Origin of the sequence: Leifsonia sp. LS1 (genome assembly GCF_020521355.1) — a bacterium.
GTDB lineage: Bacteria > Actinomycetota > Actinomycetes > Actinomycetales > Microbacteriaceae > Leifsonia.
Genome location: NZ_BPER01000005.1, coordinates 305,016 through 320,195, shown reverse-complemented (window position 1 = coordinate 320,195; position 15,180 = coordinate 305,016). Strand labels below are relative to the sequence as shown.

The 15,180-nt window shown below is 71.3% G+C and carries 11 protein-coding genes and 1 riboswitch; of the genes, 7 read left to right on the top strand and 4 right to left on the bottom strand.

All coding sequences use genetic code 11. The features are described from left to right. Positions 1-117 precede the first annotated feature (117 nt). The gene (locus tag LLS1_RS11700; protein ID WP_226655720.1) at positions 118-1,908 is read right to left on the bottom strand and encodes an ABC transporter family substrate-binding protein; all 1,791 of its coding nucleotides are present in this window, start codon (positions 1,906-1,908) and stop codon (positions 118-120) included. A 281-nt stretch (positions 1,909-2,189) separates the two neighbouring features. On the opposite strand from LLS1_RS11700, the gene LLS1_RS11695 reads away from it, so the two are divergent. After that, on the top strand, positions 2,190-2,984 hold the full coding sequence (locus LLS1_RS11695; protein ID WP_226655718.1) for a CPBP family intramembrane glutamic endopeptidase: 795 nt from the start codon (positions 2,190-2,192) through the stop codon (positions 2,982-2,984). Between the two features lie 25 nt (positions 2,985-3,009). Here the strand turns inward: LLS1_RS11695 and gcvP are convergent, their stop codons facing one another. From gcvP to gcvT, 3 genes are read right to left on the bottom strand one after another with little or no spacing between them, the layout of a single operon-like run. After that, on the bottom strand, positions 3,010-5,925 hold the full coding sequence (gene gcvP / locus LLS1_RS11690) for an aminomethyl-transferring glycine dehydrogenase (RefSeq protein WP_226655716.1): 2,916 nt from the start codon (positions 5,923-5,925) through the stop codon (positions 3,010-3,012). Positions 5,926-5,940: 15 nt separating this feature from the next. Continuing rightward, complete coding sequence (gene gcvH, locus LLS1_RS11685) at positions 5,941-6,312, bottom strand: glycine cleavage system protein GcvH (RefSeq protein WP_226655715.1); 372 nt, start codon at positions 6,310-6,312, stop codon at positions 5,941-5,943. 1 nt (position 6,313) lies between these two features. Further along, positions 6,314-7,498 carry a glycine cleavage system aminomethyltransferase GcvT gene (gene gcvT, locus LLS1_RS11680; protein ID WP_226655713.1) on the bottom strand — a complete coding sequence of 395 codons (1,185 nt, stop codon included), beginning with the start codon at positions 7,496-7,498 and terminating at the stop codon, positions 6,314-6,316. A 175-nt stretch (positions 7,499-7,673) separates the two neighbouring features. Then, positions 7,674-7,769: riboswitch (glycine riboswitch) on the bottom strand. Between the two features lie 137 nt (positions 7,770-7,906). Between gcvT and LLS1_RS11675 the strand changes: the two genes are divergently transcribed. The 6 genes from LLS1_RS11675 to LLS1_RS11650 all read left to right on the top strand — a co-directional run bounded on the left by LLS1_RS11675 (position 7,907) and on the right by LLS1_RS11650 (position 15,125). After that, entirely contained in the window at positions 7,907-8,632 is a 726-nt protein-coding gene (locus tag LLS1_RS11675; protein ID WP_226655712.1) for an NUDIX domain-containing protein, read from the top strand. A gap of 5 nt (positions 8,633-8,637) precedes the next feature. After that, on the top strand, positions 8,638-9,927 hold the full coding sequence (nadA, locus tag LLS1_RS11670; protein ID WP_374758268.1) for a quinolinate synthase NadA: 1,290 nt from the start codon (positions 8,638-8,640) through the stop codon (positions 9,925-9,927). A 1-nt stretch (position 9,928) separates the two neighbouring features. After that, entirely contained in the window at positions 9,929-11,491 is a 1,563-nt protein-coding gene (gene nadB, locus LLS1_RS11665; RefSeq protein WP_226655710.1) for an L-aspartate oxidase, read from the top strand. Continuing rightward, complete coding sequence (gene nadC, locus LLS1_RS11660) at positions 11,485-12,345, top strand: carboxylating nicotinate-nucleotide diphosphorylase (protein ID WP_226655708.1); 861 nt, start codon at positions 11,485-11,487, stop codon at positions 12,343-12,345. Before nadB ends, nadC begins: the two co-directional genes overlap by 7 nt. Next, on the top strand, positions 12,342-13,493 hold the full coding sequence (locus LLS1_RS11655; protein WP_226655706.1) for a cysteine desulfurase family protein: 1,152 nt from the start codon (positions 12,342-12,344) through the stop codon (positions 13,491-13,493). Before nadC ends, LLS1_RS11655 begins: the two co-directional genes overlap by 4 nt. A 99-nt stretch (positions 13,494-13,592) precedes the next feature. Beyond that, a complete protein-coding gene (locus LLS1_RS11650; RefSeq protein ID WP_374758264.1) occupies positions 13,593-15,125 on the top strand; it encodes an MDR family MFS transporter in 1,533 nt (510 codons plus the stop codon). Positions 15,126-15,180: the final 55 nt, after the last annotated feature.

The following is a 15,180-nucleotide window of genomic DNA, read 5'->3' as shown; positions in this document are numbered from 1 at the left end:
GATGGGCGGACGGATCGCGTCCACCGACTACATGATACGGGGCGCCGGCCGGAGAGCCGACGCCCCGCCGCAGGAGAGTGCCCGGGGTTCACCCGGGCACTCTCGCTGTCGGAGGTGTTACTTCGAGGAGGACTTGACCGACCACTCCCAGAAGTTCCAGAACGGACCGGTCTGGTTGCCCATGTACTTCACGCCCTCGACGCGAGCGCTGGCGCCGAAGACGCCGGGCAGCTGGAACAGCGGCAGGCCGTAGCCGTCCTTGAAGGTGGCCGTGTCGATCTGCAGCTCGAGCTTGGTGAGCTCGTCCTTGTCCAGGGTGGTCTGGGTCTGCACCGCGACATCGTTCATCGCGTTGTAGCGGTTGTAGTTACCGCCGCCACCGGTGGTGAACAGCTGCGGGATCTGCGAGGTGCCGGCACCCGGGCTGATCCAGCCGAACAGCGAGGCGTCGTAGTCGCCACCCGGCAGGAGCTTGCTCCAGTCGGGCGATCCGGCGTCGACGATCTTGAAGCCGGCCTTGGAGGCCGAGGCCTGGATGGCCTGGAACTCGTCGACACGGTTCGGGTTGTTCGTGTTGTAGAGGATGCGGACCGTCGGGGTCGCGCCGGCCAGCAGGGCCTTGGCGCCGTCGATGTCCACCTTGTCGTAGGCGTCGGAGCCGTTGATCTTGACCGCGTCCGCGTACTCCGACTGGTTCGGCAGCCAGATCTGCGAGTTCAGGACCTTGGCCTTCGAGTTCACCGGGGTGACGATCGAGTCGAGGATCTGCTGACGCGGGATCGTCTTGAGGAACGCCTCGCGCACCTTCGGGTCGGCGAACGTCTGCGAGCCGAAGTTGAGGTCGAGGTGGTCGTACGACGCCTGGTCGCCGGTCAGGACCTTCGCGCTCGTCTGCTTGAGCGCAGTGAGCGTGTCGGCCGAGGCCTGCGGGTTGATGATGTCGACCTCACCGTTCTGGAGAGCGGTGACCTGGGCGCTCGGGTCCGGGATGATGCGGAAGACGATCTTGTCGACGTTGCCCTTGTTCTTGCCCCAGAAGTACTTGTTCTTCGTCATGGTGATCGACTGACCGGGGGTCCAGCTGGACACGACGTACGGGCCGGAGGCGACGAGGAGGTCCTTGTCGGTCGGGAACGCGGTGATGTCGTAGCCGGTGTTGACGAAGTCGGCGGCCTTCTTGAGCGTCGCGTCCGGAGCGGCCGGGTTCGACGGGTCGCCCTTCGGGAGGCCCTTGAGCAGCTTGGTCAGGTCGGCGGCCGACGAGAGGCCCGCCTTCTTGGCCACGATGTGCGCGGGCTGCGCGATCGGGTTGAAGAGCTCCCAGTCCACGAAGGGCTTCGCGTACTTGAGGGTGATCGAGTGGTTGTCGTCGCCGATGGTCGGGAACGACGTCTGGTCGATGCCGGCGGTTCCGGCGGCCGGGGTGAAGTACTGCGTGCCCGACTTGACCTCACCCGAGTCGGGGTCGAGGGTCGCGGAGTCGTAGTAGGCGGACTGCATGGCCCAGCCGAGGACCATGTCGTCGGCGGTGACGGGCTGTCCGTCGGACCACTTGGCGTCCTTGGGAAGCGTGTACTTGACAGTCAGCGGGTCGTCCGAGGTCTTCTCGAACGTGCCGTACGAGTCGTCGTGGACGATCTTGTAGTTGTTGTCGATGTACTGGAAGCCGGAGCCGTACGATCCATCGAGGTAGCCGACCTGGCCGTTGGTGTCCAGGTTGCCCTGGGGGGTCTGCGAGTTGAGCGAGGTCAGGTCGTTCACGACGGCGACCGTCACGGTGCCGCCCTTGGCAGCGGTCGAACCGCCGGTGCTCCCGGACGTGGTGCAGGCGGAGAGGGCGAGTGCGGCGACGCCTGCGACGGCGACCGCGCTGACCGCGAACCTGACCTTTCTTCCCTTGGTGTGCAATGTTCCTCCTGTGCGAAGTGTGCGCGGCACAGGCGTGCGAGAGTGCCCAGGCCGCGCTCGATAAGAATGACCCTAGGTAGCGCACGCCATCAATGCAAAATGAGGCCCGAAAACGTTACACAGTGGTAACTCAGTCGGCGGAATCTTGCGCACCCTCGCCCGAAACACCCGGAAAGCGTCGTCGCGTGCACGATTTCAAGCGCTTCCACGGCCTTCGAACGCTCTCAGACGCTTCCGGGACTCCCCCGGCGGCGCGGCCTCGGGGCTGGCAGGATGCACATATGAGCAGTGAACCGACCTGGACCGGCGAGGTGCCCGTCGAGCGGCCCGGCCGGGCGCGGCTGTGGTGGGAGATCGTGATCGTCCTGGGGCTGTCCCTCGGGCAGTCCGCGATCTACGCGATCGTCGACATCGTCGACAAGAGCACGCGGTCGCAAGCGCTGGCCGACCAGGTGGCCCAGGTCAACCCGTCGCAGTCGAGCCGGGAGCTGTTCGACGTCGTGTACCAGGTGCTGGGCAACCTGTTCCCGCTGTTCGCCGTCGCGCTGGTGATCTTCCTCCTCTGGCAGCCGGGGCGCAGCGGGTTCCGGCGGATCGGCCTGGACGCCACCCGGCCGTGGCAGGACCTCGGGCGGGGCGGGCTGCTCTTCCTGGTGATCGGCATCCCGGGCATCCTGTTCTTCGCGCTCACGCGCGTGCTCGGCATCACCGTCACCGTCGAGGCGTCGTCGCTCACCACCCACTGGTGGACGGTGCCGGTCCTGATCCTCGCGGCGCTGCGGGCGGGGCTGCAGGAGGAGGTCATCGTCGTCGGGTACCTCTACACCCGGCTGCGCCAGCTCGGCTGGGGCACCTGGACGATCATCCTGGGTGCTGCGGTGCTGCGCGGCAGCTACCACCTCTACCAAGGCTTCGGCCCGTTCATCGGCAATGCCGTCATGGGCGTCGTCTTCGGCTGGTGCTACACGCGCTGGGGCCGGACGATGCCCCTGGTGATCGCGCACGTCGTCATCGACATCGTCTCGTTCGTCGGCTATCCGCTCGCCGTCGCCTGGTGGCCCGCGATCTTCGCGTGACGGGCCACCGGGCGACGGCTGCGACTCAGGAGAACGCCTCCGGCGGCGGGCAGGCGCAGAACAGGTTGCGGTCGCCGTAGGCCTGGTCGATGCGGCGCACCGGCGGCCAGTACTTGCCGCGCACCAGCCCCGGGACCGGGTAGACGGCCTGCTCGCGCGTGTACGGGTGGTCCCAGTCGGCGGCGACGACGGACTCCGCCGTGTGCGGCGCTCCGCGCAGCGGGTTGTCGTCGACGGGCCAGGCCCCGTCGGCGACGGCGTCGGCCTCGGCCTTGATCGCGATCATGGCCGTCACGAAGCGGTCGAGCTCGGCGAGGTCCTCGCTCTCGGTCGGCTCGACCATCAGCGTGCCCGCCACGGGGAACGACATCGTCGGCGCGTGGAAGCCGTAGTCGACGAGGCGCTTCGCCACGTCGTCCACCGTCACGCCCGTGCGCTCGGTGAGCGGGCGGAGGTCGAGGATGCACTCGTGCGCCACGAGGCCGTCCTCGCCCGCGTACAGCACCGGGAAGTGGTCGCGCAGGCGCGCGGCGACGTAGTTGGCGGCGAGCACAGCAGCACCGGTCGCGTCCCGCAGACCCTCGGCGCCCATCATGCGGACGTACGCCCAGCTGATGGGGAGGATGCTCGGACTGCCGTAGGGCGCGGCCGAGACCGGCGCGCCGCCGTGCTCCACCCGCCCTCCGCCGGCGAGGACGTGCGTGGCGTCCTGCGCGAGCGGGTGGCCGGGCAGGAACGGCGCGAGGTGCGCCTTCGCCGCGACCGGGCCGACGCCGGGACCCCCGCCGCCGTGCGGGATGCAGAAGGTCTTGTGCAGGTTGAGGTGGCTGACATCGCCGCCGAAGTCGCCGAACCGGGCGTAGCCGAGCAGGGCGTTGAGGTTGGCGCCGTCGACGTAGACCTGTCCCCCGGCGTCGTGGACGGCGGAGGTGATCGCCACGACCTCGTGCTCGTACACGCCGTGCGTCGACGGGTAGGTGATCATGAGGGCGGCGAGCGTCTCGGCGTGCTCCGCGATCTTCGCGCGGAGGTCGTCCAGGTCGACGTTGCCGAGCTCGTCGGTCGCGACGACGACCACGCGCATCCCCGCCAGGACGGCGGAGGCCGCGTTCGTGCCGTGCGCGCTCTGCGGGATGAGACAGACCGTGCGCTGTTCATCCCCGCGCGAACGGTGGTAGCCGCGGATCGCCAGCAGGCCGGCGAGCTCGCCCTGGCTGCCCGCGTTGGGCTGCAGGGAGACGGTGTCGTAGCCCGTCACGTCGGCGAGCCAGGCCTCGAGCTGGTCGATCAGCTCGAGGGAGCCGCTCACGTCCGCCGCGGGGGCGAACGGGTGGAGAGCGGCGAACTCCGGCCAGGTGACCGCCTCCATCTCGGTGGCGGCGTTGAGCTTCATCGTGCAGGAGCCGAGCGGGATCATGCCGCGGTCGAGCGCGTAGTCGCGGTCCTGCAGCTGGCGCAGGTAGCGCATCATGGCGGTCTCGGAGTGGTGGGTGTTGAAGACCGGATGGGTCAGGTACTCCGAGCGGCGCTCGAGGGCGGAGTCGAAGGACGCGGCGGACGGCAGCGACAGCGCGGGCTCGCCGTCGACCGTGCCGCCGAGGGCCTCGATCAGGTCCGCGAGGGGGAAGACGCCGTCGCGCAGGTCGGCTGCGACCTCCTCGTCCACGCTCAGGGAGACCAGGCCCGCGTCCGTGGCGTGCAGCAGCAGCCCGCGTGCGTGGGCGCGCTCGACGACGCCAGACGCGTCGTCGACGGCGACCTGGAGCGTGTCGAAGAACGACCGGGACACCACCTCGACGCCCGAGGCGCGCAGCAGCTCCGCGACCGCGGCGGTGCTCGCGTGCACCTGGCGGCCGATCGCGCGGAGCCCGCGCGGGCCGTGATAGACGGCGTACATCGCGGCCATGACGGCCAGGAGCACCTGCGCGGTGCAGATGTTGGAGGTGGCCTTCTCCCGGCGGATGTGCTGCTCGCGGGTCTGCAGGGTGAGGCGGTAGGCCGGCTTGCCCGCGGCGTCCTGCGAGACGCCGACGAGGCGGCCGGGCAGCTGACGCTCCAGTCCGGAACGGACGGCCATGTAGCCGGCGTGCGGGCCGCCGAACCCCATCGGCACCCCGAAGCGCTGGCTCGTGCCCACCGCGACATCGGCGCCGAGCTCTCCCGGCGAGCGGAGCTGCGTGAGGGCGAGCAGGTCGGCGGCCGCCACCACGACGGCGCCGGCGGCCTTGGCCGTCGCGATCACGGCGGACGGATCCCAGACGCGCCCGGACGCCCCCGGGTACTGCACGAACAGACCGAATGCGTCGGAGAGCTCCGGGGCATCGGCGGCCGTCGACGCGAGGTCGCGCACGACGAGCTCGATGCCGACGGCCTCCGCCCGGTTGCGGAGCAGGGCGAGGGTCTGCGGGAAGGTGTCCACGTCGACGACGAACCGCGCGGACGCGGCCTTGGAGGCGCGCCGGGCCAGCAGCATCCCCTCGACCACGGCGGTGCCCTCGTCGAGCATCGACGCGTTCGCGGTGTCGAGCCCCGTGAGGTCGGCGACCATCGTCTGGAAGTTGATCAGGGCTTCCAGGCGTCCCTGCGAGATCTCGGGCTGGTAGGGCGTGTACGCCGTGTACCAGCCGGGGTTCTCGAGCACGTTCCGCTTGACGACCGCGGGGGTGATGGTCCCGTAGTAGCCGAGGCCGATCAGCGAGCGGTTGACGGTGTTGCGCGAGGCGATCTCCCGCAGCTCGCGGAGCGCGGCACGCTCGCTCGCGGGCGACGGCAGCGCGGGCCGGTAGGCGGGGTCGACGCGGATGCCGGCGGGCACGGCCGCGGCGACGACCTCCTCGACGGAGGAGTACGAGCGCGCGTGCGCCTCCCCGAGTGCGGACAGCATGGTGCGCTGAGCGTCGCCGTCGGTCCCGATGTGGCGCGCCTGGAAGAGTTCAGTCATGTGCGGGGAACAGCCTCACTCGCCCGTGAGGGCGGCGTACTCGTCGTAGCTGAGCAGGGCGGGCAGCTCGGTGAAGGAGACCTTCACGAGCCAGCCCTCGCCGAACGGGTCGCTGTTGACCAGCTCGGGGGAATCGACGACGGCGTCGTTCACGGCGGTGACGGTGCCGTCGACGGGCGCGAACAGCTCACCGACCGACTTCGTCGACTCGATCTCGCCGACGACACGACCGGCGGCGACGGAGCTGCCCACCGCCGGCAGTTCGACGAAGACGACGTCGCCCAGCTTCTCGGCGGCGTAGGAGGTGATGCCCACGGTCGCGACGTCGCCCTCCACGAGGAGCCACTCGTGCTCGGCGGTGTACTTGAGGTCCTGCTCTGCGGCCATGTCAGCCGTCCTTTCGTGGGGAGTCGGTCTTCCTGCGGTAGAAGGGGAGGGCGGTGACGGTGAACGGGAGGCGCGTGCCGCGCACGTCGACGTGCAGCTCGGTCCCGGGACGGGCGAACCGGGGCGCGACGTAGGCCATCGCGATGGGCACGCCGATGGTCGGCGAGAGGGCGCCGGAGGTGACGACGCCCACTTCTTCGTCCGCGCCGTCGGCGGCGGCGGCGACCACCGGGTAGCCCGCGCGGGCGGCGCGCTTCCCCTGGCCGGTCAGGCCGACGAGGACGCGGGCGTCGGGGTGGGGGCCGTCCTCGCTGGCGGCGCGGCCGATGAAGTCGGTGTCCTTCGCGAGGTTCACGACGCGGCCGAGGCCGGCCGACGCCGGCATGGTGTCGAGGCCGAGCTCGTGACCGTACAGCGGCATCCCGGCCTCCAGACGGAGGGTGTCGCGGCTGGCGAGACCGGCGGGCACGAGGCCCTGCTCGGTGCCCGCCTCCAGGAGGGCGTCCCACAGGGTGCGCGTCTCGTCGGGCGCGAGATACAGCTCGAAGCCGTCCTCACCCGTGTAGCCGGTGCGCGCGATGAGGACCTGGTGGCCCTCGAACTCGGCGGGAACGCTCCAGTAGTACTTGAGCGCGGTGAGGCGCTCGGCGATGTCGCCGCCCTCGACGGTGAAGCCCTCGGTCGCGAGCAGGATGGACAGGCTCGCCGGCCCCTGCACCGCGATCAGGGCGATGTCGTCGCTCTCGTCGTAGACCTCGACATCGAACGGGGCGGTGCGCTCGCGCAACTCCTCGGCGACGACGTCGCGGTTGCCGGCGTTGGCGACCACCATGAAGCGGTCGTCGCCGGTGCGGTAGACCACCAGGTCGTCCACGATCCCGCCGGCGCGCGAGAGCAGCAGCGAGTACTTCGCCTGGTCGATCGCGAGAGCGGAGAGCTTGCCGGCGAGCGCGTAGTCCAGGGCGTCCCCGGCCTCCGGCCCGATGAGCACGATCTCGCCCATGTGGGAGAGGTCGAACAACCCCGCCGCGGTGCGGACGGCGTGATGCTCGGCGAGGTCGCTCGAGTAGCGCACGGGCATCTGCCACCCGGCGAAGTCCGTGAAGGAGGCGCCCGCGGCGGCGTGGGCGTCGTGGAGGGGCGACGTGCGTCCGCCGTCGTGCGGCCGGTCGTCCTGCGAGGTCATGAGTTCTCCGATCGCCGGCCGTCGGCCGGGGGCTGTCGCAGCGGTCGCCCGCTGACGGGAAGAACTCCCCCTCTGTCATCCGGCCTGAGAGTTTCACCGGCGAGCACCCGCGCGGGCGCCGCCGATTTTCACCGTGGGCGAGGACGGCGGTCGCCGTCCTGCTTTTCAGAGTGGCCAGTCCGATGCGGTACGCGTACCTGAGAGATTGTCGGGGAGGATTGCTCCTTCGGTGTCGCCACGCTCGCGCGCGCGACTCTCCCGCATCGACCTCGTCGGCCCTGTGTTCAGTTGGATGGGGCCAGCATAACGGACGCGGCGGTTTGGTGTTCTGGTCGATCTGACACTAAGATGGGTCAAGTTAGAGTCAGAATGACTTTTAGTAGCGGTTCCGTCCGAACGGGAGCAGCGATGGCAGGGGAGCACCAGAGACCGAGCGTGATGCTCGCCGTCTCAACGGTGATCTTCGCCCTGCGCACGGACGACGCGACGGGCGGCGTCCCCCAGGTCTGGCTGCCGCTGGTGCGCCGCATCCGCGATCCGTTCGAGGGCCGCTGGGCGCTCCCCGGCGGGCCGCTGCACGGCGAGGAGGATCTCGCCTTCGCCGCCGCCCGCACCCTCAGCGACACGACCGGCCTCACCCCGCGGTACCTGGAGCAGCTGTACGCCTTCGGCGACACCTCCCGCTCCCCCGCCGGCGAACGCGTCGTCTCGATCGTCTACTGGGCGCTGGTGCGCTCGGAGGAGGCCGAGCGCGCGAGCGTCGGCGAGAACGTGCGCTGGTTCCCGGCCGACGACCTCCCGCCGCTCGCCTTCGACCACCAGCTCATCGCGGAGTACGCCCTCTGGCGGCTGCGCACCAAGATGGAGTACTCCCGCATCGCCCACGCCTTCCTGGGCGAGCGCTTCACCCTCGCCCAGCTGCGGGAGGTGCACGAGGCGGTCCTCGGGCGCGCGCTCGACCCCGCCAACTTCCGCCGCACGATCGAGGCCTCCGGCACGGTGGAGGCGACGGACGAATACCTGACCGGCACACCGCACCGCCCCCCGCGGCTCTACCGGTACAACGACTCGATCGACCTCGCCGACGCGGGCCCACTGCCGCGCCAGCAGCATCCATTCGGAGGAGAGAAATGACCACGATCGCCTCGGTCGACACGACCATCCAGCTCATCGCCCGCGGCGAGGTCGACGGCGCGACCTGCACGCCCGACCTCGTCGAGGCGCCCTGGAACTTCGACTCCGCTCCCCCGTCGTACGGGCCCGGCGCCTCGATGGCCGACCCGATCCCCGCACTCGCACCGCGGCAAGGCGAGCTGCCGGAGGAGTACCGCACGGCGAGCGCCGACGAGCTGCACACGCGCATCCTGGACGCCAAGGCCGCACTCGGAGACCGCGTCGCGGTGATGGGTCACTTCTACCAGCGCGACGAGGTCGTGCAGTTCGCCGACTTCGTGGGCGACTCCTTCCAGCTGGCGAATGCGGCCAAGGCGCGTCCGGAGGCGGAGGCGATCGTGTTCTGCGGAGTGCACTTCATGGCCGAGACCGCCGACATCGTGTCGCGCCCCGACCAGCGCGTCATCCTCCCGAACCTGGCCGCCGGGTGCTCGATGGCCGACATGGCCGACCTCGACTCGGTGCAGGAGTGCTGGGAGCAGCTCGAGGAGCTGTACGGGACGGAGCCGGATGCGGAGGGGCGCGTGCCGGTCATCCCGGTGACGTACATGAACTCGTCGGCGGCGCTCAAAGCCTTCTGCGGGGAGCACGGCGGGATCGTCTGCACCTCCTCCAACGCGGCGACCGTGCTGCAGTGGGCGTTCGAGCGCGGGCAGCGGGTCCTCTTCTTCCCCGACCAGCACCTCGGCCGCAACACCGCCAAGGCGATGGGCGTGCCGCTGGAGCAGATGCCGCTGTGGAACCCGCGCAAGGCGTGGGGCGGGACCGACGAGCAGACCCTGCAGGACGCCCGCGTGATCCTCTGGCACGGCTTCTGCTCGGTGCACAAGCGCTTCACGGTCGGGCAGATCGAGCACGCCCGCGCCGAGTTCCCGGGCGTTCGGGTCATCGTGCACCCCGAGTGCCCGATGGACGTCGTCGACGCGGCCGACGAGTACGGTTCGACGGACTACATCGTGAAGGCCATCCAGGCGGCGCCCGCCGGATCGACGTTCGCGATCGGGACCGAGATCAACCTCGTCCAACGGCTCGCGGCGCAGTTCCCGCAGCACACGATCTTCTGCCTCGACGCGGTCGTCTGCCCGTGCTCGACGATGTACCGCATCCACCCCGGCTACCTGGCGTGGGTGCTGGAGGGCCTCGTCCGCGGCGAGGTCCTCAACCAGGTGAGCGTGCCGGCCGAGGTCGCCGAGCCCGCCCGCGTCGCGCTGGAGCGGATGCTCGCGGCGCGGCCGGACACGACCATGGCGGCCTGACGTGGCACGTGTGGTTGTCGTCGGCAGCGGGATCGCCGGCCTGGTCGCGGCGCTCGATGCGGCGCGCGACCACGAGGTCGTGCTGGTCACCAAGGCCGTGCTCGCCGAGAGCAACACCCGGTACGCCCAGGGCGGGATCGCCGCCGCGCTCTTCCCGGACGACAGCCCGGCCGCGCACGCGGCCGACACGCTGCGCGCCGGCGCCGGCCTCGCCGTGCTCGAAGCCGTGGACGCGCTCTGCGCGGACGCCCCGCAGCGCATCCGCGAGCTGATCGACCTCGGTGTTCGGTTCGATCGCGACGGCGACGGGCTCGCCCGCGGCCTGGAGGCGGCGCACTCCCGTGCGCGAGTGCTGCACGCGGGGGGCGACGCCACGGGCGCCGAGATCGAGCGGGCGCTCGTCGCCGCTGTGCGCTCCTCCGCCGCACGGATCGTCGAGCAGGCCTTCCTGCTCGACGTCGTGATGCGCGACGGCGCAGCGGCGGGGGTTCTGGTGCGCCGAGCCGACGGCGCCGTGCGGGAGGTGGCGGCGGACGCCGTCGTCCTCGCGACGGGCGGCCTCGGACAGCTGTACGCCCACACGACCAACCCCGCCGTCGCCACCGGCGACGGCGTCGCGGCCGCCTGGCGGGCGGGAGCGGCCATCGCCGACCTGGAGTTCGTGCAGTTCCACCCCACCGCACTGGCCGTGCCCGGGTCGTTCCTGGTGTCGGAGGCCGTGCGCGGCGAGGGCGCCGTGCTGCGCAACGCGCGCGGCGAGCGGTTCATGCTCGACGTGCATCCCGATGCCGAGCTGGCCCCGCGCGACGTGGTCGCCCGCGGGATCGCGGTCGAGATGGCCGCACAGGGCGGCGCTCCCGTGGTGCTGGACGCGACCGCGCTCGGCGCCGCGTTCCTCGCACGCCGCTTCCCCACGATCGACGCCGCGTGCAGGGCGGCCGGGATGGACTGGGCGCGCGAACCGGTGCCGGTCACCCCGGCCGCGCACTACGCCATGGGCGGCGTCGCCACCGACACCAGCGGCCGCACCACCGTTCCCGGTCTCTTCGCCGTCGGCGAGGTCGCGTGCACCGGCACGCACGGGGCGAACAGGCTCGCGTCGAATTCGCTGCTCGAGGGGCTGGTCTTCGCGCACCGCGCCGCCCGCGCGATCGGGCGATCGTGGGAGGCTGCTCCGGAGTGGATCGCGGAGGCGTCCGTCGCGATGGCACCGTCGTCCTCGCCCCACCCCGACGGCACAGCCGAAGACCTGCATGCCGTTCCGGGCATGCGGTTCGAGCGCGCGCGACTCCAACGTCTGATGTGGGACGCCGCCGGCGTCCACCGCGACCGCGCCGGGCTCACGAAGGCCGCCGCGGAGCTCGCCGCCACCGCCGATCCCGAGCCCGGCGAGGACCGCGACCTGCTGCAGGTCGGACGTCTCGTCGTCGCCGCCGCCCTCGCCCGCGAGGAGTCGCGTGGCGCCCACTTCCGCTCCGACTTCCCCGCCCCCGCCGACCCTCCCGCGCGGCACACGGTGCTCCTGCCCGTCGCGCACGTGCAGAAAGCCGCCCTCGCATGCTGACCAGCCAGATCATCGAGACCGCCGTCCGGGCCGCCCTCGTGGAGGACGCTCCCTGGGGCGACCTCACCAGCCAGCTCCTCATTCCCGAGACGGCATACGCGACCGCCCGGCTCGTCGCGCGCGAGCCGGGGACCTTCGCCGGCGGCGAGGTCTTCGCCGCCGCGATGACGCTCACGGACCCGGCGGTCGAGGTGATCCTGGAACGTGCAGACGGGGAGGAGTTCGCGGCGGGCGACGTGCTCGCGACGGTGAGCGGACCTGCCCGCTCCGTGCTCCAGGGCGAGCGGGTCGCCCTGAACTTCGTGCAGCGGATGAGCGGCATCGCCACCCTCACCGCCGCGTTCGTCGCCGAGGTCGCCGGAACGTCCGCGCGGGTGGTCGACACGCGCAAGACCACCCCCGGACTGCGTGCCTTCGAGCGCCACGCCGTGCGCGCCGGCGGCGGCCACAACCACCGCTACTCGCTCTCCGACGCCGTCATGGCCAAGGACAACCACCTCGCGGTGCTGACGGCGCGGTCCGGCCTCAGCGTCACCGACGCCTTGCTCGCGGTGCGGGCGCAGCTCTCCCACACGACGCACCTGGAGGTCGAGGTCGACCGCATCGATCAGATCGAGGCGGTGCTGGCCGCCGGGGTCGACACGATCATGCTCGACAACTTCACCGTCGACGAGCTGCGCGAGGGCGTCGCCCTGGTCGGCGGACGCGCGATCGTCGAGGCCAGCGGCAACGTGAGCCTCGCGACCGTGCGCTCTATCGCCGAGACCGGGGTCGACGTGATCTCGTCGGGCGCGCTGACGCACAGCGTGCGCTCGCTCGACCTCGGCCTGGACGTGGTGGTCGGGTCGCCGTGACCGGCGGGCTGTACCTCGACGCGGCCGCGACGTCCGCGGTTCGCCGCGAGGTGCTGGAGGCGATGTGGCCGTACCTGACCGGCGACTTCGGCAACCCGTCCAGCCATCACACGGTCGGAGAGTCCGCCGCGCGCGCCCTCGCCGACGCGCGCGCCACCGTCGCGACGTGGCTCGGGTGCCGCGCGTCCGAGGTCGTCTTCACCTCCGGCGGCACGGAGGCGGACAATCTGGCCGTCAAGGGGATCGCCCTCGCGTCCCCGCGCGGACGCCACATCGTCACGACGTCGATCGAGCACGAGGCGGTGCTGGAGTCGGTCGACCATCTGGTTCGGCTGCACGGCTTCGAGGCGACGATGGTGCCCGTCGGCGCGGACGGCCTCGTCGACCCCGTGGCCTTCGCCGCGGCGCTGCGTCCGGACACGACCCTCGCGAGCGTCATGCTCGCGAACAACGAGGTCGGAACGGTGCAGCCGATCGCCGAGCTCGCCACGCTCGCGCACGAGCACCGCATCCCCTTCCACACCGACGCGGTGCAGGCGGCGGGCTGGCTGCCGCTCGACGTCCGGGAACTCGGGGTCGACGCGCTGAGCGTCTCGGGCCACAAGATCGGCGCGCCCAAGGGCATCGGCGCGCTGTTCGTGCGCGGCCGCATCCCGCTGGAGCCCGTGCTGCACGGCGGAGGCCAGGAACGCGGGCGCCGCTCGGGGACGGAGAACGTCGCGGGCGCGGTCGGCCTGGCCGCCGCGGCACGGCTGGCGGTGGAGGGTCGCGCGGCGAACGCCGCCGCCGCGACGAGGGCACGGGACGCCTTCATCGCGGCCGTGCTGGCCGCCGCGCCCGATGCACAGCTCACGGGGCATCCGGCCCGGCGCCTCCCGGGCACGGCGTCGTTCGTCTTCCCCGGCACCAACGGGGAGGCCGTGCTGCTCGAACTCGAACGGCACGGGATCGTCTCCTCGAGCGGGTCCGCCTGCGCCGCCGGAAGCGAGGACGCCTCGCACGTGCTCCTCGCCCTCGGGTATCCCGAGGACCTCGCGCGCACCGCGGTCCGCTTCTCGTGGGGGCCGGAGGTCGGGGCGGCAGAGCTCGCCGCGGTCGCGCCCGCCGTCGGCGACGCAGTGCGTGCCGTGCGCGGACTGGGCCGCTGACCGGAACCCGTTCTATTCCCGGTTTCGCGGTCAGTGAACGGCGGGATCGTTTACCCGCGCGAAACCCCGGATGTCCGCGGTCACGGATACTGTTGACCGGTGACTGAGCAGACCTCACCTGTGCCCGACGCCCTCGCCGAGCCCGCCGCGCCCGCGGTGACCGAGCCGGCGGTGACGGCCGCCGCCGCGGAGGCCGCCGCCGACCCGCGGGTCGAGCGCCGCAACAACCGCGTGATCTGGCTGCTCCTCGCCGCGACGTTCGTCGTCATCCTCAACGAGACGATCATGACGGTCGCCATCCCGAAGCTGATGGACGACCTGAAGATCGACGCCCTGGCCGCGCAGTGGCTGTCCACCGCGTTCATGCTGACGATGGCGATCGTGATCCCGATCACCGGGTTCCTGCTGCAGCGGTTCACGACCCGCGCGATGTTCATCACGGCGATGTCCCTCTTCTCGCTGGGCACCCTGACCGCGGCGCTGGCCCCGGGCTTCGCGGTGCTGGTCGGCGCGCGCGTCATCCAGGCGTCCGGCACGGCGATGATGCTCCCGCTCCTGATGACGACACTGATGACGCTCGTGCCCCCGGCGAAGCGTGGCCGCACGATGGGCAACGTCTCCATCGTCATCTCGGTCGCGCCCGCCATCGGCCCGACCATCTCGGGGTTCATCCTCAACTACCTGGCCTGGCGCTGGATCTTCCTCATCGTGCTGCCGATCGCGCTCGTCATGCTGCTCATCGGGATGCGCTTCGTCGAGAACGTCACCGAGACGCAGAAGGTGCGCATCGACGTGCTGTCGGTCGTGCTCTCCGCGCTCGGTTTCGGCGGTCTCGTCTACGGTCTCAGCCTGTCGGGCGAGTCGGGCGGCACGTCGGCCGGGCCGGCGCTCTGGATCTCGCTCGCGGTCGGCGTGGCCGGCCTGGCCGCGTTCATCCTGCGCCAGCTGATCCTGCAGCGCAGCGACCGGGCGCTCCTCGACCTCCGCACCTTCCGCTCCCCCGTCTTCACGGTATCGATCGTCCTGATGACGATCAGCACCGCAGCGATGTTCGGCGTGATCATCGTGCTGCCGCTCTACCTGCAGCACGTGCTCCACCTCGACACGCTGTCCACGGGTCTGCTCCTCCTCCCCGGCGGGCTGGTGATGGGCCTCGCGGCACCGTTCGTCGGCCGCCTCTACGACCGGTTCGGCCCGCGCGTCCTCGTCGTGCCCGGCTCGATCCTGGTCAGCCTCGCGCTGTGGTCGCTGACGTTCGTGGGCGAGCACACGCCGGTGCCGATGGTCCTCGCCGCGCACGTCGTGATGAGCCTGGGCCTGGCCCTCATGTTCACCCCGCTGTTCACGGCGGGACTGGGCGCCGTGCCGCCGCACCTGTACTCGCACGGCAGCGCGATCGTCGGCACCGTGCAGCAGGTCGGCGGCGCCGCCGGCACGGCCCTGCTGGTCGCGGTGCTGTCCGCCCAGACCGCCGCGCTCTCGGCGGGAGGGGCCTCCCTGGACGCCGCCACCGCCGGCGGAATCAAGCTGGCGTTCGTGGCCGCGGCGATCATCTCCCTGTTCGCGATCGTCGGCTCCTTCTTCATCAGCAAACCGGCCGACGCGCTGCCCGAGGGCACGTTCGCGCACTGACCCGCATCGAGGTTCACGTCGTGGCCGCTATTCCGGCCGAATGAGGGCCACGACG

What these genes read in the sequence shown, in the direction of transcription:
- LLS1_RS11695 (WP_226655718.1), top strand. Translation starts at nt 2,190, where the DNA reads ATGAGCAGTGAACCGACCTGGACCGGCGAGGTGCCCGTCGAGCGGCCC.
- gcvP (WP_226655716.1), bottom strand. Translation starts at nt 5,925, where the DNA reads ATGACTGAACTCTTCCAGGCGCGCCACATCGGGACCGACGGCGACGCT.
- LLS1_RS11675 (WP_226655712.1), top strand. Translation starts at nt 7,907, where the DNA reads ATGGCAGGGGAGCACCAGAGACCGAGCGTGATGCTCGCCGTCTCAACG.
- gcvT (WP_226655713.1), bottom strand. Translation starts at nt 7,498, where the DNA reads ATGACCTCGCAGGACGACCGGCCGCACGACGGCGGACGCACGTCGCCC.
- nadC (WP_226655708.1), top strand. Translation starts at nt 11,485, where the DNA reads ATGCTGACCAGCCAGATCATCGAGACCGCCGTCCGGGCCGCCCTCGTG.
- gcvH (WP_226655715.1), bottom strand. Translation starts at nt 6,312, where the DNA reads ATGGCCGCAGAGCAGGACCTCAAGTACACCGCCGAGCACGAGTGGCTC.